Raw genomic sequence first — 23,100 nt, 5'->3', positions numbered from 1 at the left:
GAACTGCTGGGCGACCAGGTGAACGCTTCCACCGGACGCCACAGCACGAACGATGCGTTCCCGCAAGTCCAGCCCATACCCTCGCCCGCCCACCGCTTTCATACCTTCATTATGACAAATGCTCTAATTCAGCCAGCTGCCGTTGCAGAGTCTGGCGTTGGATAAACGTCCTCTCCTGCTGCGCCTCCGCGACTGACCGTTGAACAGCCGCATCGACTGCTCGCTGCAAAGCTAAGCGTTCACCAGCTGGCACGAGGCCCAGCACCACCCGGCTCACCGGGGCACTGACCTCGTGCCGTTGCAGCGTGGCCAAGTGTTCGCCGTAGATGTCGTACCGACTCTGTGCGGGGCCTCGATCAGACCGAAAGCTCTGGACCAATGTTTGCGCCACCTGACGTTGCAACGCGGTAAACTGCGCGTATTGCCGACTGTCCAGTGACTTGCCTTCGACCTGTTCGGCTTGGTGGCGCATCACGGTCACCCAATCAGCGGGGCTCTGGGGCTTGGCTGGGATGGAATGGACCTGACGCTGGAACATCACCGTTTCTGGCTGTGGTAAGGCGTCCAGTTGCTCTACCACCGTTTGACGCTGCAAATACAGCTGCTCGACCTCTTGGCGCTCCAGACTGGCTGCACGCAGGGGCGCCTGAGCGATCTGTTGCTGCGCTGTGACGGGCCGTGACGTATGCCGCTGCACCGCTTGCTGCGCCATCTGAAGAAAGGCGGACGGTTCATCCCTCAGCGCTGGGGAAGTTGTGGAACGGGTTTCCGGCTGCTCCCGCTTTTTGAAGATGGGCGCGCTCACGTCCCGCAGCGTACTTCACAGGTGCACGCATGGTCAGCGCACATGTGGTTTCCTTCCCCTGCACCCTGCGTCACCCTTTGCCGAACCTTCATTCGGTACACTGGCGCGTTATGCCGCGTGCCCGCATCAAACCCGAAGTCATGAGCCCCGTGGGGGGACAGGCGCAGTTGCGCGCCGCTGTGGAGGCCGGCGCCGACGCCGTGTTTTTTGGGGTCAACCCGGCGCGCGGCGAGGGCCGCGCCGACGGGGCCGGCTTCCACGCCCGCGCCAAGGTGGGCTTTGACCTCGAAGCCCTGCCCGAGATCATGCGGGGGCTGCACGCACGCGGGGTAATGGGCTTTGTCACCTTCAACGTGCTGGTCTTTGACCGGGAACTGCGCCAGGCCGAGCGCCAGCTGATCGCCCTGGCCGAGGCGGGGGTGGACGCCCTGATCGTGCAGGACCACGGCGTGGCCTGGCTGGCGCACGAAATCTGCCCGGACCTGCCCATTCACGGCTCCACCCAGATGAGCATCACATCCGCCGAGGGCGCTGAACTCGCGCGGCGCTTCGGGGCCAGCCGCGTGGTGCTGGGGCGCGAACTGAGCCTGCGCGACATTGAGCGCATTGCGGGCGCCACCGACGTGGAGCTGGAAACCTTCGTGCATGGCGCGCTGTGCGTGAGTTACAGCGGCCAGTGCTTTTCCAGTGAAGCGTGGGGCGGGCGCAGCGCCAACCGGGGCCAGTGTGCCCAGGCGTGCCGCCTGCCCTACGACCTGCTGGTGGACGGTGAATGGCGCGATCTGGGTGACGCGCGGTATCTGCTGTCGCCCGGCGATCTGTACGCACTGCATCAGGTGCCGGAGCTGGTGCGCATCGGCGTGGACTGCCTGAAGATTGAAGGCCGCTACAAGGACGCCGAATTCGTGGCCCTGACCACCGCCGCCTACCGCAAGGCCGTGGATGAAGCCTGGGCGGAGCGGCCCCTCAGCGTGACCCCGCAGGAGGAGCGCGATCTGGAGCAGGTGTACTCGCGGGGGCTGGGGCCGCACTTCATGGCAGGCACCAACCACCAGACCGTGGTGCGGGGCCGCGCCCCCAGGCACCGGGGCGTGCGTGTGGGCACCGTGCGCGGCACCACCGAACGCGGCGTGCTGGTCGAGCTGACTGAACTGGTCAAGCCCGGCGACGGCCTGGTGTTCGACCCCGCCAACTGGCGCGCCCCCGAGGGCCGCGAGGAAGGCGGCTTTGTGTATCAGGTGAACCCGGTGGCCGCGTCGGGCCGGGGCCAGCACCAGAGGGCGCTTCACGAACTGCGCTTTGGGCGCGGCGCGGTGGACCCCGCGCGGGTGCGTGAAGGCGACCCGGTGTGGCGCACCCAGGACCCCACGCTGGCCGCCCGGGTCAGGCCGCTGGTGGAGGCCGCTGACCCGGTGCATACCCGCGCGGTGGACGCCCACTTTATGGGGACGGTGGGCGAGGTGCCTGCCCTGACCCTCACCGACGAGGCCGGGCGGAGCGTGACGGTCACGCTGCCCGAGCCGCTGTCCCCGGCCCGCAACCGCGCCCTGGACGAGGCCACACTGCGCGAGCAACTGGGCAAGCTGGGCGGCACGCCCTACCACCTGCGCACGCTGAGCGTGGACCTTCAGGGCGCGGGGTTCCTGCCGGTGAGCGCCCTGAACAGCCTGCGCCGCGAGGCCGCCGCCGCCCTGAGCGCCCGGCGCGAACAGGCCCCGGAGCGCCGCGTGGCGCCGCGCCTGGAAGGCACCCTGCGCCGCCTGGGCCAGCCGACCCCACCTGACCAGGGACGGACCCGCCTGCACGTCCTCGTGCGTGCGCCCGAACAGCTGGACGCTGCGCTGGAGGCCCGCCCCGATTCCATGACCCTGGATTACCTGGAACTGTACGGCCTGAAGCCCAGTGTGGAGCGCGTGAAAGCGGCGGGTCTGCCGGTGCGGGTGGCCAGCCCGCGCATCCTCAAGCCTACCGAACAGAACCTGCAGAAGTTCCTGCTGTCGCTGGACGCCGGCATTCTGGTGCGCTCGGGTGGGCTGCTGGAAGGGCTGCAGGGCCAGAGCGGCGGGACTGAGCTGACCGGGGATTTCAGCCTGAACGCCGCCAATGTCCTGACCACCCGCGCCCTGCTGGACCTGGGCCTGACCCGGCTGACCCCCACCTACGACCTGAACGCACAGCAGATCACTGAGCTGGCCGCACTGGTGGGCGGGGCCGTGTTAGAACCCGTGGCCTACGGGCACCTGCCGGTCTTTCACACCGAGCACTGCGTCTTCTGCCGGTTCCTGAGTACCGGCACCGATTACACGAACTGCGGCCACCCCTGCGAGGCTCACCGCGTGGCCCTGCGCGATGAACGGGGCCGCGTGCACCCGGTCATGGCCGATGTGGGCTGCCGCAACACGGTGTTTGAGGGCCGCCCGCAGGTGGCCGCCGCCCATCTGGGCGCGTGGCAGGCCGCCGGCATCCGCGACCTGCGCCTGGAATTTGTGCACGAAACGCCCGAGCAGGTGCGCGAGGTGCTGGCCGCCCACCGCGCCTTCCTGAACGGCGACTTCAGTGCGCCCGAACTGGAAGCGGCCCTGACCACCCTGACCGATCAGGGCGTGACGGAAGGCAGTCTATTTGTGCCCCACGACTTCGGGCTGCTGGACGCGCTGCCGGTGGTGTAAGGGCTCTGGGCCATGAGCCGTTTTTTCTGTTCCCCAGGACCCAGGCCTCAGAGCCCATAGCCTTTTCTAAAGCAACACTTAAGCCCGGTTCAGGTTCTCTGGCTCCTTTTCTGACCTGCCAGTCAGCTTGAGCGGGCTCACCGAACTGGGTCCGGCACTCATCTGCCTCCTGCGCTGCGCCCGGTACGCTGGAGCATGGTGACCCTGGTGCCCGCGGCAGTCCATCCCGTCAAGGTGGAGCGGCACGACGTGCCCGCCCTGCGCCACTACACCAACACGGGGGTGCGCCGCGTACAGACCTACGTTGAGACCCCGGCCAGCCTGTATGTCTCCCGCGCCTTCGTGGACCATCCGCGCGTGCGCCACTGGCAGGCGCACCTGCTGCCGACCCTGAATCTGGTGGTGTGCCGCTACGACTTTCATGGCGAGCGCGAACACGACTATCACCTGGATGTGGCCGACATCTGGCGGGAGGGTGAGGTTTGGGTGGTGCGCGACCTGTACCTGGACCTGCTGCTGCACAGTGGCCTGATGGCCGAGATCGTGGACACCGACGAGTTGCTGGCTGCCCGCGCCGCTGGTTTTCTGAACGAGCCGGACATGCACCGCGCCGTGGCCACGGCCCACCGCACGCTCTCGGGGCTGGCCCGGGCGCGCTACGACCTGCACGGCTGGCTGGCGGCGCAGGGAGTGCAGGTGACCTGGGCTGGCATCCCCGGCGCCCCGCACGCCCAGGTGACCGGGAGCTAAGGACGTTGCCTCTCATGGTGCGACTGTTCAGGAGAGCACCGAACAGTCTCCACGCCCGGTACAACGTCCTTTTTTCGAGACTCGCTCCGCTCGGTTGATCTAATGATCAACCGGGCAGGGACAGCGGCGCCGCAGCGCGAGTGGCGAAGTAAAGTGCCTCACACCGGGAATGGACATGTTTCTGCACTGTCCTGAACCGTTGGACTGGGGGAGGGGCGAGGCACTTAGGCCAGAGGGCGCCGGTCCGGGCGGCACCCGCCTGATCATTCTCTTGCGGTTGATTTTCAGATCACCTGGGCGAAGCGAGGAGCGAGCAAGGGGCCCTGCACCGGGACTGAGAACGCTTTGGCACTTTTCTGAACCGTTGAAATGGGAGGGGCGAGGCCCTTAGCCTCCGGTATGACAATGGCTGCGCAAGCCCGCCTGGAAGCCGCTCTGCCTGCCGTGCTGAGGCGCATTCGGGCCACGCCGGGCACCTGTGCCGCGCTGTGGTGTGGCAGCGCCGCGCGGGGAGAGGCAAACCGGCACAGCGACCTGGACCTGCACGTTCTGGTGGAGGGTGATCACCGCTGGCGGGCCAACTGGGTGGTGGATGGGGTGCCGGTGGAGGTCTTTCACAATCCGGCCAGGAAGGTCCGGGCGATGTTCGCGGCGGGGGACGCGGCCACCATCGCCATGTACGCCGAGGGGCAGGTGGTGTGGGCCCACCCAGAACTGGAGGCCCTGATCCGCGAAGCCCGCGCCCTCTTTGCCGCTGGCCCCGCGCCCCGGCCGCTGAGCGCACAGGCCCGCTTCACATTGATTGACGCCGTGGTGGACGCCCGCGCCCTGGCCGAGCAGGCTGACCCGCTGCACGCCCTTATGGCCCAGCTGTGCGTGGGCAAGGCGGTGGGCGCCCTCTTCCAGGCCCGGGGCTGGTGGGAGGTCAAGCCGCAGCGCTGGCTGACCGAGCTGGCCCAGCGGGAGCCCGGCGCTGCACAGGCGCTGCAAGCCGTGCTGACGCGCACCGACGCCCCGGGCCGGCAGGCGGCGCTGGAAGCCCTGGTGACCGGCGTAACTGGCGACCTGACGTACCGCGAGAGTGAGAGCGAGCGGCAGTCGGTGGGGGAGTGAAGAGGGTGAATATGGACTCGGCGAGCGGCTTCGCAGCGCGAGCAGGAGCAGATGCCGACTGCCGCGAGATGGAAGCGCAGACGGTGCCGTTCCGGCCGCGCGGCAATGAACGGCAGTCCGCATCAGGCGTCAGGAAACCTCAATCTTTCGACGCCTGGACTCCTTGACGCTGTTCACTTCCCTCCACCCACCGCTTCGGTCCCCCGCGCCTCGCGCTGCCAGCGGTGCAGCAGTTCCAGCGCCTGCAGGGGGGTCAGGCGGCCCAGGTCCAGGGCGCCCAGTTCGCGCAGCAGGCGGGTGTCGTCGCCCTGGGTGCTCAGGGCGGCCAGCAGCCGGGCGGCGCGCGTGGTTACCGGGCCCGGCAGGCCAGCCAGCCGCGCCACCTCTACCCCGTAGCTCTGCCGGGCGGCGCCGGGCACCACCTGGTGGTAGAAGGTGAGGCCGCCGCTGCCCGCCGCGTCCTCCTCGGCGGCCACATGCAGGTTGCGCAGACCCGGCCATTCGCCCTCCAGCCGGGTCAGCTCGAAGTAGTGGGTGGCAAACAGGGTGTGCGCGCCCGCGCCGTGCAGGTGTTCCAGCGCCGCCTGGGCAATCGCCAGTCCGTCCAGGGTGCTGGTGCCGCGCCCGATCTCGTCCAGAATCACCAGGCTGCGCGCGGTGGCGCCGTGCAGAATGGCGGCCAGTTCGCTCATCTCCACCATGAAGGTGGAGCGGCCCCCCGCCAGATCGTCGCTGGCGCCAATGCGGGTGTGAATGGCGTCGTACACCGGCAGGGCGGCCCCGTCGGCCGGCACAAACGAGCCGATCTGGTGCAGCAGCGCGCACAGGGCGGCTGTGCGCAGGTACGTGCTCTTGCCCGCCATGTTGGGGCCGGTCAGCAGCACCAGCCGCCCGCGTTCGTCCAGGGTCACGTCGTTGGGCACGAAGCGGCCACCCAGGCTGCGCTCCACCACCGGGTGCCGGGCCTGGGTCAGCCGCAGGTCGCCGCCTGTGGTTTCAGGGCGAATCCAGCCGGCTTCTGCGGCCACCTCGGCCAGCGCCGAGAGCACGTCCAGTTCGCTCAGGGCGCCCGCCGCTTCCGAGAGCGCCTCGGCGTGGGCGGCCAGACTGGCGCGCAACTCGGTGAACACCTCCAGTTCCAGGCGGCCCGCCGCCGCTTCCAGCCGGGCAATCTCGCGTTCGCGCTCGCGGAGGTCCGGGCGGGTGAAGCGGGCGCGGTCTTTCAGGGTGGCAATCTGGCGGTAATCGGCCGGCACCTTGCTCAGGTGCGGCCCCGTGACTTCCAGGTAGTACCCGAACACACCCGTAAAGCCCACCTTCAGGTTGCCAATGCCGGTGCGAATGCGCTCGCTGGCCTCCAGTTCGGCCAGCCACGCGCGGTGCCCCAGGGCCTCGGCGCGCAGGGTATCCAGCTCGGCGTGAAAGCCGTCGCGGATCAGGCCGCCCTCGCCCAGGCGCAGTGGGGGCTCGTCCACCAGCGCGGCCCGGATGCGGGTCACCACGTCGGGCAGGGCGCCCAGGCGTTCGCGAACGCCGGCCAGCAGGCCGGCCTGCCCCGAGAGGAGGGCCGCCGCTTCGGGCAGCAGGTCCAGTGTGCGGGCCAGGGCCGCCACTTCACGCGGCGCGGCGCGGCGGGTGGCCACCCGGGCGGCCAGCCGCTCCAGGTCGTGGGCGCGGTACAGCAGGGCGCGCACGCCGCCGCGCAGGTCCGGCGCGCGGGTCAGGGCTTCGACGCTGTCCAGGCGGGCGCGGATGCTCAGTTCGTCCAGCAGCGGCGCGCGCAGCCACGCCCGCAGGCGCCGCCGTCCGCCCGCCGTGCGCGTCTGGCACAGCACGTCGGTCAGGGTGCGGCCCTGGGGCGTGTGCGCCTGAAACAGTTCCAGGGCGCGCACCGCCGCGTCACTCAGGCGCATGTGGGCGCCCGGTTCAAAGCGCACCACCCGCCGCACCATGTCCAGCTGGCCCTGCTGGGTCATGCGGGCGTAGCCCAGCACCGCCCCGCAGGCGCGCACCAGCGCCGATGAACTCAGGCTGCCGGGCACCTCGCCCAGCGTCTGGGCCAGTTCCTCCCGGCTCCGCGCCTCGTCGAAGCTGGCCGGCGAGAGCATGACCGGAAAACGCTGCTGGAAGTCGGCCAGCAGGGCCGCGTTGCCCGATAGCTCGGGCGCCAGCAGCACCTCGCGGGCGCGGCAGCGCGAGAGCTCGTCGTACAGCGCCAGCCGGGTGTGAAAGGCCGCGCAGCGAAATTCCCCGGTCGAGACGTCCAGCAGGGCCAGGGCGTAGCCTTCGCCGGTGGCCACCGCCGCCAGATAATTCTCGTCGGCGCCCAGGTGCCGCTCCTCGGTCACGGTGCCTGGGGTCAGCAGCTGCGTGACCTTGCGTTCCATAAGCCCGGAACCCGGTTCTTCAAACTGGTCGGCCACCGCCACGCACACGCCCGCCGAGAGCAGCCGCTCCACATGGCTGTCCAGCGCCCGCAGCGGAATGCCGGCCATGGGGGTGGAAAAGTCCTTGCTGCTCTTGTGGGTCAGGGCGAGGCCCAGCAGCCGGGCGGCGCGCTCGGCGTCTTCACCGAAGGTCTCGTAGAAGTCCCCCACCTGAAACAGCAGCAGCGCGTGGGGCAGGCCCTCGGCCACCTCGTCGCGCATGCGCACGTACTGCTCCAGCATGGGTGGCAGCGCCCCCGAGCCGGTTCCCTTGAGGACGTTCTGTGCCCGCATCCGGGGCAGCATAGCGCCGGCCCGGGGCTGCGAAAGGACTCTGGCGACGATTGTCCGGGCCCAGTCCCGGGCCGGTCACGCGCCCTCTGGCACGCTGGGCGCCTCAGCCCCCGGCTGGGAGAGAGGCCCCCCATGAACTTCAGCCTCGCCAATGGTCAGCAGCTGACAGTGCCAGTGGGCCGTGTGGAGGAATGTCTGGCCACCAGTCTGGTGTGCGCCGGGCCATGTGTGGTGCTGCCGGCTGGCACGCTGCCGCTAAGGAAGTCGCTGCCAGGCCCCCGATCAACCGAGCGGGCGGGGACAGCGGCGCCGCCCGGCAGAGCCAGCAGGGCGGCGCACTCAATCTCAGGCTGTTCGCTACTCATCGCAGCCCAGGGCGCGCAGCAACTCCAGTTCAGTAATGGCCCGGGGCCGGGGCGCGGGAACAGGGCGGGGAAGACGACGGGCGAACAGACGGCGCAGCAGTGCAGTCATGACCAAACTCTCCTGAAACTGATGTAAGCCTGATTGTATCTAAAGGGTTCTTTATAAAAATGTGAATTGACCTGCGGTCTGCCCTGGTTGGCCCGCGTGCGGCTGTACCCCGTCCCGCCCTTCAGGGCCAAGCGGCCCGCACCCCCTACCATGCCGGGTATGGCGTACGACCCGCGCATGAACTATGACCCCACCCGGAAACTCACCGACGGCGACGTGATGGACCTGAAGCCCGAGGGCTGGTACGGGGACGCCGGCAAGCTGTTTCGTGACTTCACCTTTCCGGATTTCAGGACCGGCATGGCCTTTGCTGTGCGCGTAGCCGAGCAGGCCGAGGCGCGGGGGCACCACCCGGATATTCACGTTCACTATCACAATGTGCGCGTCAACTTCTTTACCTACGACGCAGGCGGCGTGACCCGGCAGGACATTGACGCGGCGTATGCCGTCAACGGGCTGGCGCAGGAAGAGGCTTGAAACTCCGCATTCCAGATGCCGACGTGCTCTGGGAGAGCCTGCCGGATACCCGGCGCCACGAGCGCTTCCTGACTGTGGGCCCCGAGGACCTGGACGACCTGAACCACGTGAACAACACCGTCTATCTGACCTGGTGCGAAACCGTGGCGCGCGACCACGCCAGCCGCCTGGGCATGGGCACGCAGGCCCTGACCGAGCTGGGGGCGGTGCCGGTGGCGCGCCAGCACGTCATCGAGTACCACCGCCCCGCGCGGCTGGGCGACCGCGTGCGGGTGCGCACGGCCCTGACCCTGCACGCCGGGGTGCGCAGCGTGCGCGCCTACGCCCTGGACCGCCTGAACCCCGGCGACCCGCCCGAAGGCGTGCGTCTGGCCGAATGTCAGACCGAATGGGTGTGGGTGGACCCGCACAGTGGGCGGCCCAAGCGCGCGCCGGGCGTGGTGGGCCAGACCTTCGGCTTTGAACCGCCCGCTCCGCGCCCACCCGCCTGAGCCGCGCTCTGGCCTGCACCCCTTGCACTTGACGCAGCGTCAACGTTTAGCGTGACGGGCGGAGGTGCAGGGTGTTTTCCATTGGCATGTTTGCACGAATGGCGCAGGTCACCACGCGGCAGTTGCGCTTTTACGACGCGCTGGGCCTGCTGGTGCCGGACGAGGTGGGCCCCGGGGGGCGGCGCACGTACCGCGCGGCGCAGCTTCCGCAACTGCAGCGCATTCTGGCCCTGAAGGACCTGGGGTTTTCCCTGGACCAGATTCGCGCGCTGCTGCGTGACAGCGTGAGCCCAGAGGAACTGCGCGGCATGTTGCGCCTCAAACAGGCCGAAAGCCAGCAGCGCCTGCAGGCCGAGGCCCAGCGCTGGCGGCGCATTCAGACCCGGCTGGACTACCTGAGCGTGGCCGGGCACGATGACCGGGCGGTGGTGCTCAAATCGGTGCCGGCCGCGCGCTGGGTGCACACGCGCGCGCGGGTCACGGGCCCTGCGCAGGCCGGAGCCCTGTTTGGGCGCGTCACGGCGGCGCTGGGCGGCGCGCCATTTGCCCCGGACAGCCTGTTCGTGGGGGTCATTCACGACCCGGAAGCGTGGAGCGGCGAACTGGAGGTCCAGGCCGGGCGCCTGCTGCCCGAAGGGGGCCACTGGTCTGCCGCTGCCCCCGGCTTTGCGGTGGCCGAACTGCCCGCCCACGACACCGTGGCGGCCGTCATTCACGCGGGGCCGGTGGAACAACTGCCCGTGGCCTACCACGCGCTGGCGCAGTGGCTGGCGCGCGGCGGCGCCGGGCCGGCCGGGCCCGCGCGCGAGGTGCTGCTGTGCCCGCCGCAGGGCCCGGCCGGCGAGGGCGCCGTGACCGAGGTGCAACTGCCGCTGCGGCTGGTGGCCGGGGGCCCGGCATGACGCCGCCCCGCACCGCCCTGATCTCGGGTGCGGGCATTGCGGGGCCGGCCGTGGCCTACTGGCTGCGCCGGGCCGGTTTTGCGCCCACCCTGGTGGAGCGGGCGCCGGCTCTCCGGCACGGGGGTCACCTGATTGACTTCTGGGGGGTGGGCTATGACGTGGCCGGGCGCATGGGCCTGCGCGGCGCCCTGCATGAAGACGGCTACGCCGTGCGGGGCATCCGCTTCATAGACCGCTGGGGGCAGGCGGCGGCCACCCTGCCGGCCGAGGCGCTGCTGCCGGGCCACCACCGCCGCTATGTGAACCTGCGCCGGGGCGACCTGGCCCGGCGGCTGTGGGCCCTGGTCGAGCCGGAGGTGGAGGCCGTGTTTGGGGACAGCGTCACGGCCCTGACGCCGCAGGGCAAGCGGGTGGGGGTCACGTTCGAGCACGCCCCGCCGCGCGAAGTTGATCTGGTGATCGGTGCCGATGGCCTGCACTCCCGGGTCCGGGCCCTGGCGCTCGGCGCTGAACGAGACACGGTGACCTCCCTGGGCTACTGGACGGCCGCCTTCACCGCGTCCGATGCGCACGCGGGTGAGCCGGGCACGTACATCAGCTTCACTGCGCCGGGGCGGCAGGTGGCGCGCTTTGCCCTGCGTGGGGGCCACAGCGCCTATTTTCTGCTCTGGGCACAGCCAGGGCGGCCCACGCCGGGGCTGGACGGCGCCGCCCAGCGCCGCGTGCTGGAGCGGGTGTTCGCCCACAGCGGCGTGCTGGGTGACCGGATGCTCACGGCGTTGCCCCGCGCCCAGGACCTGTATCTGGATGTGGTGGCGCAGGTGCGCCTGCCCCACTGGTCCGCCGGGCGGGTGGCCCTGGTGGGCGACGCGGCGTATGCGCCCTCCTTGCTGTCTGGGCAGGGCTCGGCGCTGGCGCTGGCCGGGGCCTACCTGCTGGCCCACGAACTGGCGCGCACGCCGGACGTACCCGAGGCCGCGTTTGCCCGGTACCAGGCGGCCTTCGGGCCTTTCGTGGCTGCCAAGCAGCGATCTGCGGCCCGCTACGGCCCCTGGTTTGCGCCCCGGACCGAGCTGGGGGTGCAGCTGCGGAACGTTGCCCTGCGGCTGATGGCCGCGCCGGGGGTGGCGCGCTGGGTCGCGGGGCGCGCCTTCCATGACCGCTTCACGCTGCCCGATCAGGTGCCTGCACCGCTCAGCTGATCCGGCACGCTCCCCGCCGGCAGCAGCACCGCGCGGGCGGGGGCGCCGTCGGTGTCGGTCAGGGGCAGGGGCAGGCACACGAGGTCGTACTCGCCGTCCGGCACGCCGCTCAGGTTCAGGCCCTCCAGAAGAAAGACCCCGGCGGCGCGGCAGGCGTGGTGGGCGTCCAGCGTCTTGCTGGTCAGCGGGTCCACGCTGGGGGCGTCGGTGCCCAGCAGGCGCACGCCGCGCCGGGCGGCGTCCTGCACGAAAGCGGGCGCCAGGGCCGCGAACGCCTCGGGGAACACGGCCCAGACGGCGGGCTGCCCGCTGCGCAGCAGCAACCGGGGTGGCAGGTGCGCCGGCAGCCCGTTCAGCGCGCTCGCCTCCACCAGCGGGCCAGCCACCGTCAGCACGCGGCAGCGGCCGATATACACCGTCAGGGGCACCTCACCCAGGCGCTCGCCCGCGTCGTCGTAGTGCCACGGCGCGTCCACATGGGTGCCGGTGTGGGTGCTGGTGTGCAGCACGCCCGTGTTCACGCTGTCGCCGCCGGCAATGCGCGCCCCGGGGTCCACGCGAAAGGGCGCGTCGCCGGGCCAGTTGGGGTGGCCGGGGCTCAGGCGGCGGGTGATGTCGTGGGGGAAGGTCAGCATGGCGCTGAGCATATCCAGGCCGCGCCCGTGGCCGCGCCTCTTGTGGCGCCGCCCACAAATCGCAGACAATGCCGGTATGACCCTGCGGACACTGGGGGGCCTGTCCGTGGAAGGTGTGACCTTCCGGCGGGAAAAGGTGCTGCTGCTGCTGGCCTATCTGTGCCTGGAAGGCCCGCAGCCCCGGCGGCGGCTGGCCGAACTGTTCTGGCCGGAAGCCGCCAACCCCATGAATTCGCTGGCCCAGCATCTGGTGCATCTGCGTGGGCTGCCCGGCGCCCTGGCCGAGGACGGCCCGCGCGTGGCGGCCGGGATGCCCTGCGACGCCGCCCTGCTGCGCGAGGCCGCCCGCCGGGGCCGTGCGGGCGAGGCGGCGGCCCTGTACGCCGGGGCCTTTCTGGACGGCCTGGGCATTCCCCTGGGCCATGATCTGGAAGAGTGGGTGTACGACACCCGCGAGGCCCTGGCCCTGGAAGCGCGCGCCGCCCTGCTGACCCTGGCCGGCCAGGCGGCGGCCCGGGGCGACCGCGCGGGGGCCGGAGACGGCGCCGCCCGCGCCCTGGGCCTGCCCGGCGCCCCACCCCCCGATGAACTGGACCTGCCCCGGCTGCACCACTACCTGACTCTGGCCGGTCATCCGCTGGCCACCCAGGTGGAGCGCGACGCCCGCACCCTGGGGCTGGACCTGGACGCCGCGCCGCAGCTGGACGCCGCGCCCTTTGTGGGCCGTGAAGCTGAACTGGCGGCATTGGGCGCCCTGGCCCCGGGGCAGCTGGCCTGGATCAGCGGGCACGCGGGCATGGGCAAGACGGCCCTGCTGGAAGCTCTGGCCCGCACGGGTGGCTGGACGGTGTTGCCGGGGCGCTCGGACCTGCCCTACAGCACGCTGGCGCCGCTGTGCTCGGCGCCCCCGACCAGTGCGCACGCCGCCCTGGCCCCGCTGCGCGACCCTCACCTGAAAGTAGCAGTGGACGGCTGGGAACAGGTGGACGAGGCCACGCGCGCCGTGCTGGCCCAGGCGGCCCGCACCCGCCCCGGCGCCGTGATCGTGGTCACGGGCCGCGCCCACCCGCCCTTTGATGTGGACGGGCACCTGTACCTGGGCCCCCTGACCGAAGGCGAACTGAGTGACGCGGCCCTGCACGGCCAGACCGACGGCCACCCCGTGCTGGTGGGCGCGGCCCTGCGCGGACAACCGCTGGACCTGCGTCTTGGGGCCCGCGTGCGCGCCTACCCTTCCGCCACCCGTGACGCCTTCCTGCTGCTGGCGCTGCAGGACCAGCCCAACCTGCGCGCCACCCGCGCCGCCCTGGGCCAGACCGCCGACGACTTTGCCCGCACCCTGTCCTTCCTGACCACCGAGGGCCTGACGAACGAGGCCGGGCGCGTGTACGCCGCCGCGGCCACCCGCGAGCACCTGCACCAGATTCATGTGCACGCCGCGCTGCTGCACCTGAAACTGGCCCGCGCCCTGCCCGAGGCCGACGCGTGGCCCCACTACGAACAGGCGCGCGACCTGTGGGAAGACCACGATGAAGTGCGCGCCGCCCGCGCCGCCTGCCTGCGGGCCCAGACGCTGCTGAGGCGCGGGTATCCCGGCCCGGCCGCCGCCCTGCTGGATACGCTGCGGGACGTGCCTTCGCTGGCCGTGCCGCACGCCTGGGCCCTGATTGGCGTGGGGCGCTACAACGACGCGTATGCCCGCCTTGAGGCCTTACCCGAACAGACCCAAACCCGCCCGGATGTGCTGGCTGTCCGCGCCACCACGTTGGTGCGCCTGGGGCGGGTGGAGGAGGCGGTGGCGCTGGCCGATCAGATTAGGGGCAGTGGCCCGGAAGCGGCCCATGCGGCGAGCGTGAAGGCGCATGCGGCCAGGATTCGGGAGCAGTGGGAAGCGGCGAGACGTCACAGCCAGATCGCAGCCGATCTCTGGCAGCTTCAAGGAGACGAGGAACGGGAACTGACGGAGCTGGTGATGGTGGCCTGCGCGCGTGTTCGGTTGGGTGCCCAGCCTCAAACAGCTTTCGATGATGTCCTTCGGGCGACGCGTGATCTCCCCAGCGTGCATGGCTTGGCGTTAGTCAACTTCGCCCAGATGCTATTAGACACCGGGCAGCCAGATCGGGCGGACGACGTGATGAGCGAGGCAGTAGAGATCTTGACGCTCTCTGGCGATCAGATTGGCCTCGCTTCGGCACTGGGCAACTTGGGAGTCCGGCGGCACTTACAAGGCCGTTTAGAAGACGCAGCAAGGCTCTACCGGCAGGCACTGCATTACATGAGAGGTACAGGCAACATTCGTCATCTGGGTCAGCTCATAAGCAACCTCAGTGAATTGGAGGGCGACCTCAGCGCCTTTGAGGACTCACTTCACATGCTGGAACAGGCAGGTCATCACGAGCTTGTGGCGCAGATCAGGCGCAATGCCCATATAGCAGCCCAGAGCGCGGGGCAGCCGTTGCAGTCTTGACGTCCTGGCGGCTGTTCATGCCGCGATCATGCCCGCCCTGGCACCCTGGGCGCAGGAGGACAAACATGGCAAAAAGACGCGGGTGGATGCGGGCAGGAGTGATTGCTGGGCTGATCGGACTATGGAGTGGAGGCTGGGCCGGGGCTCAGAACCAGGCAGCGGTGGCTGGCGGCGCTCGCCTGTACCCGGTGGCCGCTGCGCCCGGCGACACGGCCTGGGTCATTGGCGGCAGCATTCTGGGGGAGCGCGGCACCCTGTGGGTAGGCGGGCAAGCCACCTCTTTTATGCGTGACCCGGCTTCGGGCTGGCTGGCCTTCCAGGTGCCGAAAACGGCGGCGGGCGGGCCGCAGTTTGTGAGCGCGCAGGGGCTGGGCCAGCGCAGTGCCCTGGTGCTGAACGTGCTGCCCGCTGAAGCTGCCGCGCAGAACGTGGTGGCATACATTCCGCCGAGTACGCTGAAAACTGTGCAGCAGGAGTACGCCGAACGCCTGCGGCGACTGTCCAGCAACTGTCAGAAAACCTGCCCACAGCAGGTTCGCGCCGTCGTTGACCGGCTGGCGGCGCTGGGCGTGCCCAGTTTCACCCCGTTGACTTCCGCAGTGACGGGGCAGCAGGTCGCGTCCGGCCCCCTGACGGTGTCGCCGTCCACCGCTGTCCTGAGCCCTCAGGTGCTTCAGAACCTTGACCTGCAACGACTGGTGCCGTCTGCAGTGCCAGCCCGGTCCGCTTCCTCGTTCTGCACCTCACTGGCCGGAATTTTTCCGACGGCTGGGCTGCCTACCGGTCAGGTGCTGACAGTGCTGGGCCTGCTATTCGGGCCAGACATACAGGTGGACCCGACGACCTTTGGCCACCCTGCACAGACTGATGCCCCCTATAAAAACGGCCAACCCACCGCCCTGCTCAATAAGTTCATCGGCCTGAAAGGTGGAAACGGCAAGGGCGTCACGGTCCATGTCCTCGACACCGCCACCAGTGCCACGGACGATTACGTCTTCCGAAATCCAGATCCCACTCGACCGGCGCTGTACTACACCACATCCATTGACGGCCGCCCCCTTCACGGTCAGGCTGTCGGACAGGTCGTGCGCGCAGTGGCCCCGAATGCTGCCCTCAGCTACAAGCAGGTCTGCGACAGGGAGGGCAATTGCGCCACCCTCAAAGTTGCCCAGGCCCTGTGCGCCGTGGCAGCCGAGGCCCGGCGCGGCGGGCGGCATGTGGTGAACCTCAGCGCGGGGGGACCGTACCCTACCGTTGGTGTGCAACTGGCCCTGCGGGAAGTGGCGGCGGCCGGCGTGCCCACGGCCGCTTCGTATGGCAACCGGGAAGACTGCGCGGGCCTCAGCAAGGGCGACCGCTGCTGGCACTTCCCCGCCGACTGGACCAGGGACTTTGAATTTGGCCCTGGCATTGCCCTGGGCCGCACCACCCTGCGCCAGACCATGCTGTTCAGTGTGGCCGGCTGGGATATTGCCACCGGACAGCTGGCCAACTACAACCGGGGGGTGGGTACGCCGGGCGTGGTGAATCTGCCCCCCAGCGTGCAGGCCCCGGGCGAGTTCTGGCTGGGCGGCTGGCCCTACTTTGGCACCAGCTTTGCCGCGCCGGTGGTCAGCGGCGTGCTGGCCAACTGGATGGCCTGCCGGCCGGGGGTGCCGCTGCTGCCGCTGATCACGGCCCCAGGGCAAGCCCCGCTGCCTGCGGCCACCGTGAATTCCTGCTAAGCGCCGATTCTTTCGAGGGGCCGTCAGGAGCGTTCTGGCGGTCCTGTCCTCATTCTGGCTTGACGCCCCCACCGGGCGGATCACTACAATGTTCTATGAAACTTCTCACGTTCGGGGGCCTCTCGGTACAGGGGGCTGTTTACCGCCGCGAGAAACCGCTGCTGCTGCTGGCCTACCTGTGCCTGGAAGGCCCGCAGCCCCGGCGGCGGCTGGCCAGCCTCTTCTGGCCGGAAGCCGCCAACCCCATGAATTCGCTGGCCCAGAACCTCATTCGCCTGCGGCCCCTGGCCGGGGTGATCCGTGAAGAGGGAGCCCGGGTGGCCGCCGATCTGGAGGCCGACGCCCAGATGTTCCGTGCCCACGCCCGCGCCGGACGCTGGGAAGAGGCGCTGGCCCTGTACACCGGCGCGTTCCTGGGCGAACTGGGGGTGGCCCTGAACCCGGACCTGGAAGAGTGGATCCTGGACACCCGCGAGGCCCTGGGTGCCGAGGCCCGCGCCGCGCATCTGAGCTGGGCCGAACACTGCGTGGCCCTGGGCCAGGGCGCCCAGGCCACCGAACACGCCGAGCAGGCCCACCAGACCCCCGGCGCGCCCCCCTGCGCCCCGGAAGACCTGCCCCGGCTGTGGGCCTGCGTGGGGGACCCGGCCCATCCCCTGGGCGTGCGCCTGCGCCGCGAGGCCGACGAACTGGGCTTGGCCCTGCAGCCTCTGGCCACACGGCCCGCGCCCCCGGTGCTGCTGGGGCGCGCCGCCGAACTGGCCGCCCTGAACGCGCTGGCCCCCGGCGAACTGGCGTGGCTGAGCGGGCCGCCCGGCATGGGCAAAACAGCGCTGCTGCAGGCGCTGGCGTCGCGGGGCTGGCGGGTGCTGCCCGCACGCGCCGGGCTGCCGCTGGCCACCCTGGACCCCCTCAGCCCCCGGCCCCTGGGCAGCGTGGCAGAGGCCCTGAACCTGCTGCGCGACCCCCGGCTGAAGGTGGCCATTGACGACTGGGAGGACACCGACGACGCCACCCGCGCAGCGCTGACCCTGGCCGCCCGGCAGCGACCCGGCGCGGCCCTGATTGTGGCGGCGCGCCAGCCCCCGGCAGTGCTCACGCCGCATCACGTGCCCCTGTACCCCCTGAGCGCGGCCGAGCTGCAGGGCCAGCCCGGTGCCCACGTGGCCACGGGGGGGCACCCGGCACTGCTGCAGGCGTTCCTGCGCGGCCAGCCCCCGGAGCGCACCCTGGACGCCCGCCTGACCCTGCTGGGCCCGGATGCCCGGCGCCTCTTTCTGGCCCTGGCGGCGCAGGGCACGCCCGACCTGAAGGCCACCCGCGCCGCCCTGGCCCTGGGCGCAGCGGCGCTGGCCCAGACCCTGGACCTGCTGGTGCGCGAGGGACTGGCCGCGCCCGACGGAACGCTGCGCGCCAGCTCTCCGGCGCGGCAGCTGCTGGCCACGGCCCCGCTGGACACGGCCCTGGTTCACCTGCGGCTGGCGCGGGCCAGCGCCGTGCAGAGCGCGTGGCCCCACTGGCAGCAGGCACGCGAACTGTGGGAGGAAAGCGATCAGGCGGCCTGTGCCCAGGCGGCCCACTGGTATGCCAGCCAGGAACTGGGGCGGGGCTACCCGGGGCGGGCGGCCCAGACGCTGGAAGCGGCGCCCCAAACCCCCGAGGTGCGGCTGCTGCGGGGCTGGGCGCTGGTCCGGTCAGGGCAGGTGAACGATGCCTGGACGCAGATTCAGTCCCTGTGTGCTGGGCAGGCCGAGCATCTGGCCTTGTCGGCGGTGGTGCTTGAACGCCTGGGCCGCTGGGATGAAGCGGCGCGCTGTGCCCAGGCGGTGGGGCCGGAAACAGGCCCGGCGGCGGGCTATGCCCACTACATTCTGGGCAGCATTGACCTGCGCTCCAGCCGGCCAGCAGAAGCCGAGCAGCACTTGCGCCGGGCTGTGGCCCTGGGCACCCTTTGTGGTGATCAAGGGCTGTGGGCGCGCGCTGGTAGCCTTCTGGCCTTGCTGCGCACCCGGCACGAGCCGCCCCAGCAGGCATTTGCCGAACTTCTCTCTCATCCGGGCCTGAATCCGCTGGACCGCGCGGGCATTCTGGTGAACTACGCCACCTGTCTGGGTGAGTCTACAGACTGGCCAGAGGCCGACGCAGTCTTCGCCCAGGCGGAAGTCTGTTTCTGCGAGGTGGGCAGCCTGGATGGCCAGGCGCACACCGTCAATGCCCAGGCGGTCATGTTGCATCGCCGGGGTGCCCTGGCCGAGGCGGAACCCCTGTACCGGCGCGCGCTGGCTCTGGTCAGCGGCAGCGGTCATGTCCAACTCTTCGCCAATATTGCTAGCAATCTCGCGGAACTGGCTGGGCAGGTGCAGGACCACGCGGCTATCCTGTCGCTCTTGTCAGATTACGGTCTGCACGAGCAGGTGCAGCGCATTCGGAGCAACGTGCTGGCCCAGTCTTAACGGGGCCTGTCACGCTGCGGTCACGGCAGCGGTCCTAGGGTGCGTACCGGAGGATATATGAGGAGATTGGCACTGCTGCTGGTGTTGGTCGGCTGGACGGGGGCTCAGGCTCAGGTGGGGCGGAAGGCGTCGCCCCGTGCGGCGTTCGTGGGTCAGCAGATCACGGTCAGTTGGCCTGATCTCGCTGCGCAGGCGGCGCCCCGTCTGTGGGTGGGGGGTGCGCGATCAGAGGAGCCTTGTACCTGGGAGCCCTCGTCCCGCCTCTGGCGGTGCACTGTTCCGGCTGGTGCCCAGCCGGGGCCGCAGCGGGTCTCCTTGGGGCCAAACGTTACGGGCGAGGACCCGCAACTCACCGTGCTGCCGCAGAAGGCATCGGTCATCCTGAGTGCAGGCGGCGTGGTGCTGGGCGCCCAGAGCTTGCCGACAGGGAGACTCCCCCTGGCCGCCGTGTCCGCGCTGCCCCAGTCCACCCCTGTGCTGGTGAAGGCTTTTCCCACGGGGGGTGGCGTGCCACCTGGGCTTAGCTCTGCCCAGTGGAGGAACACCCGGGATTACATCCGCCGCCAGGGTCTCGTGCTGACCCCCAGCGATATTCAAAACGGTCTGCTCAGACCTGGGCTTCTGAACCCAGCGCAACTGCAGGGCCTCCGGGACAAGCAGGGTGGGGCCGCAAGGCCGCTGATTGTGCCGTTCAATCTGCCGCAGAAAAATCTAGTGTTGCTAGATCCTTTGCCTCTGGGTCGCCTGCCTGGCATATTCGACTTTAAGCAGGCCCGAGCAGCGTTTGGGGATCTGCCGCCCGAGCAGCTGCAGCGGGGCCTGCAACTGCTGCGTGAACTGCCTGTGCGGCAATACGGGATTGATCAGGTGCCCAGCGAGGACGGAGGCGTTTGTGCGGATGGCGGCCTGCTGACATCCCTGGCCCACGTGCAGCGCCAGCTGGGCGGCGCCGTGGCTAGGGCCCTCCTGGAGCAGACCATCGGCTTTGATCCCAACACTGATCCCTGGGTGGCGGCCACCGGCACCGTGACCATCGGGGCTTCCGGGGTACAGGCACTGGGCGCCGTGTCCTCGCCGCAAGCCGAAGTGGACGCGGTTGTGCTGGACACCTGGGATTTTGGCAAAGCCGATAGTTATAAGACTCCTGTGGGTGCCGGCCACGGACAGGTGATTGCGCGCATTATCAAGGCGCGTGCAGGGATGAAAGATGGCAGCGCGAGTACGGAAGGCTTGCGGGCCTTCAGTGTCTGCGCCAACGAACAAGAATGTCAGTCTGGAACGACCATACGGGTCATTGCGCAGCTATGTCAGGCCATCGCGCAGCATCAGCAGCGTCAGCAGCCTGGGGGGCTACCAAAGTTGACGGTGGTCAATCTCAGCTTCTCGCAGCCAGTCTCGAGCCCACTGCTTCAGAAGGTCATCGCCCTGGCTCTGAGAAACGGCATGTTTGTCCTGGCTTCTCACGGGAATTCCACCGCCTGCAAGGACCATCGCTCCGGCGATCAGTGCAATGCCTACCCGGCTGATTTCCAGTTTAGTGCAGACCTTGAGGGACGTTTCTGGCGCGTCAGTGCACAGCTCAATGCGGGTCAGCCGGGCCGGGCCGCAGAAATCAGCCGGGCCGCCTTCATGCAGCGGCCGGACTATAACCAGAGTGACTTCCATAAGCGGGTGAATGTGCCTGTGCCGCCGGATCTATTTGCCCCCTACAGCTTCTGGTTCCGGCAACCTGACAGGCCTGCCCCCAGCGGCCACGTGCCCAATCGCCCTGCGCCGTTCACCGGCACCTCGTTTGCAACGGCCTACGCGTCTGGAACGCTGAGTTGGTGGCTGACCCGCTGTGGACGCCCACCACAGAATGCGGTTCTGCAAGCGCTGATTCATAGTCAGCTTGCGCCGAAGTGCTGACCTGATACGGACTGCCGTCCATTTCCGTCACATCCGGGAAAGAGCCGGATGTTCCTCCAATGCCCGGAACTCCGTATTTTTCCTTCTCCCTCTGGTCGGAAAAGTTCCGCAACGTGTTCCGGAACTTTTCGGAACCCGTATGAAGGGGCAAGCACCAAAAAAGTAGAGCGGCCCTCCACTGGGGGCCGCCCTCTTTTCCTGCTCGTTTACACGCTGATTTCGGCGAACCGCGCGTTTTCCTGAATGAAGGTCTTGCGCGGGGCGACTTCCGAGCCCATCAGGTTCTCGAAGACCTCGTTGGCCACGATCAGGTCTTCAATGCCCACGCGCTTGAGCGCCCGGGTTTCGGGGTTCATGGTGGTGTCCCACAGCTGGTCGGCGTTCATCTCGCCCAGGCCCTTGAAGCGCTGGATGTCGTACTTCTTGCCTTCCTTGTTGGCGCGGGCCACGTGCTCCTTGAGTTCCTCGTTGGTGTAGAGGTACGTGCCCTTCTTCTCGCGGCCCACCATGATGCGGTACAGCGGCGGCTGGGCAATGTACAGGTAGCCGGCTTCCACGATAGGGCGCATGTAGCGGTAGAAAAAGGTCAGCAGCAGCGTGGCGATGTGCCCACCGTCCATGTCCGCGTCGGTCATGATGATGATCTTGTGGTAGCGCAGGTTTGACAGATCGAAGTGCATGCGGTCGCCCGTGCCTTCCACCCCGGCCCCAATCGCCCCGATCAACGCGCGGATTTCGGCATTTTTCAGGATCTTGTTCAGCTCGGCCTTTTCCACATTCAGAATCTTGCCGCGCAGGGGCAGGATGGCCTGGAAGCGGCGCTCACGCCCGCCCTTGGCCGAGCCACCGGCCGAGATGCCTTCCACGATAAACAGCTCGGATTCACTGGGGTCCTGCGAGGAGCAGTCGGCCAGTTTGCCGGGCAGGTCGTCGTTTTCCAGGGGGTTGCTGCGGCGCACGATGTCGCGGGCCTTACGGGCAGCCTCGCGGGCGCGGGCGGCCTCGGCGGCCTTTTCCACGATGGTCTTGCCGACCCTGGGGTTTTCCTCCAGGAACTCGGCAAACTTCTCGCCCACAATCGCGTTCACGGCGGTCTGTGCCTCGCTGTTGAGCAGCTTGACCTTGGCCTGCGACTCGAACTGCGGGTCCTGCACTTCCACGCTGACCACGCAGTAGATGCCTTCGAGCAGGTCGTCGCCGCTGGGCACCGGGTTGCCGCTCTTGATCAGGTTCTTGTCCTTGGCGTACTTGTTCAGGATGCGGGTGTACGCGGTTTTGAACCCGGTCAGCGGCGTGCCGCCGTCGCGGGTGCGGATCATGTTCGCGTAGGTCAGGATGTTGTCGCTGGCATACGTGTTGGCGTGGATAAACGCCACTTTCACGTTCACCTCGCTGTGCGTGCCCACCATCACGATGGGCTGGTCGTACAGCAGCTTGGTGTCGTCGGTCACCAGGGCGCGGGCAAAGTTGGCAATGCCGCCCTGCTCAAAGAAGGTCTCTTCCTTGATCTGCCCGGCGTGCAGTTCCTTGCGCTCGTCGCGGATCACGATTTTCAGGCCGGTCAGGTAGGCCAGTTCGCGCAGACGGTTGCGAATGCGGTCGTAGTTGAACTGGTTGTCGAACTCCTTGAAGATCGTGGGGTCCGGGTGAAAGGTCACGCTGGTGGCCCAGGTGACCGTGTCGGGGGTCTCGCTGTCCACCGTCAGGGGCTTGACCAGCAGGCCCTTTTCAAAGCGCACGTTGTGCAGCTTGCCGTGTTTGTTGACCGTTACATCCAGGTAGGTGGACAGGGCGTTCACCACCGTGCTGCCCACGCCGTGCAGGCCGCCCGACACCTTGTAGGCGCCCTGGCCGAACTTGCCCCCGGCGTGCAGCTCCGAGAAGATCACTTCAATGGCAGGGCGGCCCTTGGACGCCATGATGTCCACCGGAATGCCGCGCCCGTTGTCGGTGACAGTGGCGCTGCCGTTCTCGTGCATGATCACGTGGATCTCGGTGGCGTAGCCCGCCAGCCCCTCGTCAATGCCGTTGTCAATAATCTCGGTCAGCAGCTGGTGATAGCCGTCCACGCCCGTGCCGCCCTGCACGTACATGCCGGGCCGCTTGCGCACGGCGTCCATACCTTCAAGCACAGAGATGTCGGCGGCGGTGTATTCGGCGCGGGCGCGGGTGCTGCCCTGCTCGGTGTCGGTGCTGGGATCGTCAATCTTCGTCATGTCACTCCTGGGGCGCGGCACCCCGAAGAGGGCCAGCGCTGGATGGGGGAGAGGAGGGATGGGGCGCGTCTGCATGCGCCTTCCGGTTCTGTTC

Annotated in this window: 15 protein-coding genes; 11 read left to right on the top strand and 4 right to left on the bottom strand. The window is 69.0% G+C overall.

The features are described 5' to 3' along the window. Window positions 1–109 precede the first annotated feature (109 nt). Complete coding sequence (locus tag C8263_RS16795) at window positions 110–805, bottom strand: hypothetical protein (protein ID WP_146160742.1); 696 nt, start codon at window positions 803–805, stop codon at window positions 110–112. Window positions 806–915: 110 nt separating this feature from the next. On the opposite strand from C8263_RS16795, the gene C8263_RS16790 reads away from it, so the two are divergent. The 3 genes from C8263_RS16790 to C8263_RS16780 all read left to right on the top strand — a co-directional run bounded on the left by C8263_RS16790 (window position 916) and on the right by C8263_RS16780 (window position 5,337). Next, entirely contained in the window at window positions 916–3,474 is a 2,559-nt protein-coding gene (locus tag C8263_RS16790) for a U32 family peptidase (protein WP_233218878.1), read from the top strand. Between the two features lie 195 nt (window positions 3,475–3,669). After that, on the top strand, window positions 3,670–4,224 hold the full coding sequence (locus C8263_RS16785) for a DUF402 domain-containing protein (protein WP_107139278.1): 555 nt from the start codon (window positions 3,670–3,672) through the stop codon (window positions 4,222–4,224). 405 nt (window positions 4,225–4,629) lie between these two features. Next, window positions 4,630–5,337 (top strand): nucleotidyltransferase domain-containing protein, encoded by a 708-nt coding sequence (locus C8263_RS16780; protein WP_107139277.1) that lies wholly within the window; start codon window positions 4,630–4,632, stop codon window positions 5,335–5,337. 173 nt (window positions 5,338–5,510) lie between these two features. Here the strand turns inward: C8263_RS16780 and mutS are convergent, their stop codons facing one another. Then, the gene (mutS, locus tag C8263_RS16775) at window positions 5,511–8,057 is read right to left on the bottom strand and encodes a DNA mismatch repair protein MutS (protein ID WP_107139288.1); all 2,547 of its coding nucleotides are present in this window, start codon (window positions 8,055–8,057) and stop codon (window positions 5,511–5,513) included. Window positions 8,058–8,690: 633 nt separating this feature from the next. Here mutS and C8263_RS16770 point away from each other — a divergent pair. The 4 genes from C8263_RS16770 to C8263_RS16755 all read left to right on the top strand — a co-directional run bounded on the left by C8263_RS16770 (window position 8,691) and on the right by C8263_RS16755 (window position 11,603). Beyond that, window positions 8,691–9,008, top strand: coding sequence for a 4a-hydroxytetrahydrobiopterin dehydratase (locus tag C8263_RS16770; RefSeq protein ID WP_233218877.1), 318 nt, complete (start codon window positions 8,691–8,693; stop codon window positions 9,006–9,008). Next, complete coding sequence (locus C8263_RS16765; protein ID WP_107139276.1) at window positions 9,005–9,499, top strand: acyl-CoA thioesterase; 495 nt, start codon at window positions 9,005–9,007, stop codon at window positions 9,497–9,499. Before C8263_RS16770 ends, C8263_RS16765 begins: the two co-directional genes overlap by 4 nt. Window positions 9,500–9,585: 86 nt before the next feature. Then, a complete protein-coding gene (locus tag C8263_RS16760) occupies window positions 9,586–10,401 on the top strand; it encodes a MerR family transcriptional regulator (protein WP_269845149.1) in 816 nt (271 codons plus the stop codon). Then, window positions 10,398–11,603, top strand: a complete 1,206-nt coding sequence (locus C8263_RS16755; RefSeq protein WP_107139274.1) for an FAD-dependent monooxygenase — start codon at window positions 10,398–10,400, stop codon at window positions 11,601–11,603. Before C8263_RS16760 ends, C8263_RS16755 begins: the two co-directional genes overlap by 4 nt. Here C8263_RS16755 and C8263_RS16750 read toward each other — a convergent pair. Next, entirely contained in the window at window positions 11,579–12,238 is a 660-nt protein-coding gene (locus C8263_RS16750; RefSeq protein WP_107139286.1) for a cyclase family protein, read from the bottom strand. The two genes, C8263_RS16755 and C8263_RS16750, sit on opposite strands and share 25 nt — an antisense overlap. Window positions 12,239–12,314: 76 nt before the next feature. Here C8263_RS16750 and C8263_RS16745 point away from each other — a divergent pair, with 76 nt between their 5' ends. The 4 genes from C8263_RS16745 (at window position 12,315) to C8263_RS16730 (ending at window position 20,790) form a co-directional block, all read left to right on the top strand. Then, window positions 12,315–14,705: a tetratricopeptide repeat protein gene (locus C8263_RS16745; RefSeq protein ID WP_107139273.1), complete on the top strand. Its 2,391-nt coding sequence runs from the start codon at window positions 12,315–12,317 to the stop codon at window positions 14,703–14,705. Window positions 14,706–14,770: 65 nt separating this feature from the next. Then, entirely contained in the window at window positions 14,771–16,429 is a 1,659-nt protein-coding gene (locus tag C8263_RS16740) for a S8 family serine peptidase (protein ID WP_146160741.1), read from the top strand. A 95-nt stretch (window positions 16,430–16,524) separates the two neighbouring features. Beyond that, complete coding sequence (locus tag C8263_RS19060; protein WP_146160740.1) at window positions 16,525–18,882, top strand: hypothetical protein; 2,358 nt, start codon at window positions 16,525–16,527, stop codon at window positions 18,880–18,882. A 354-nt stretch (window positions 18,883–19,236) separates the two neighbouring features. Next, window positions 19,237–20,790 (top strand): S8/S53 family peptidase, encoded by a 1,554-nt coding sequence (locus C8263_RS16730; RefSeq protein ID WP_158263840.1) that lies wholly within the window; start codon window positions 19,237–19,239, stop codon window positions 20,788–20,790. Between the two features lie 206 nt (window positions 20,791–20,996). Here C8263_RS16730 and C8263_RS16725 read toward each other — a convergent pair whose 3' ends face one another. Further along, complete coding sequence (locus tag C8263_RS16725; RefSeq protein ID WP_107139270.1) at window positions 20,997–23,006, bottom strand: DNA gyrase subunit B; 2,010 nt, start codon at window positions 23,004–23,006, stop codon at window positions 20,997–20,999. Window positions 23,007–23,100: the final 94 nt, after the last annotated feature.

The organism is Deinococcus arcticus, from assembly GCF_003028415.1.
GTDB classification, from domain to species: domain Bacteria; phylum Deinococcota; class Deinococci; order Deinococcales; family Deinococcaceae; genus Deinococcus; species Deinococcus arcticus.
Note: the sequence above shows the minus strand (reverse complement) of the source record. Positions and strands in the feature narration are given on the sequence as shown.

Coding starts and splice junctions, on each gene's coding strand:
- C8263_RS16790 (WP_233218878.1), top strand. CDS start 916: ATGCCGCGTGCCCGCATCAAACCCGAAGTCATGAGCCCCGTGGGGGGA.
- C8263_RS16785 (WP_107139278.1), top strand. CDS start 3,670: ATGGTGACCCTGGTGCCCGCGGCAGTCCATCCCGTCAAGGTGGAGCGG.
- C8263_RS16780 (WP_107139277.1), top strand. CDS start 4,630: ATGGCTGCGCAAGCCCGCCTGGAAGCCGCTCTGCCTGCCGTGCTGAGG.
- mutS (WP_107139288.1), bottom strand. CDS start 8,057: ATGCGGGCACAGAACGTCCTCAAGGGAACCGGCTCGGGGGCGCTGCCA.
- C8263_RS16770 (WP_233218877.1), top strand. CDS start 8,691: ATGGCGTACGACCCGCGCATGAACTATGACCCCACCCGGAAACTCACC.
- C8263_RS16760 (WP_269845149.1), top strand. CDS start 9,586: ATGTTTGCACGAATGGCGCAGGTCACCACGCGGCAGTTGCGCTTTTAC.
- C8263_RS16755 (WP_107139274.1), top strand. CDS start 10,398: ATGACGCCGCCCCGCACCGCCCTGATCTCGGGTGCGGGCATTGCGGGG.
- C8263_RS16750 (WP_107139286.1), bottom strand. CDS start 12,238: ATGCTGACCTTCCCCCACGACATCACCCGCCGCCTGAGCCCCGGCCAC.
- C8263_RS16745 (WP_107139273.1), top strand. CDS start 12,315: ATGACCCTGCGGACACTGGGGGGCCTGTCCGTGGAAGGTGTGACCTTC.
- C8263_RS16740 (WP_146160741.1), top strand. CDS start 14,771: ATGGCAAAAAGACGCGGGTGGATGCGGGCAGGAGTGATTGCTGGGCTG.
- C8263_RS19060 (WP_146160740.1), top strand. CDS start 16,525: ATGAAACTTCTCACGTTCGGGGGCCTCTCGGTACAGGGGGCTGTTTAC.
- C8263_RS16725 (WP_107139270.1), bottom strand. CDS start 23,006: ATGACGAAGATTGACGATCCCAGCACCGACACCGAGCAGGGCAGCACC.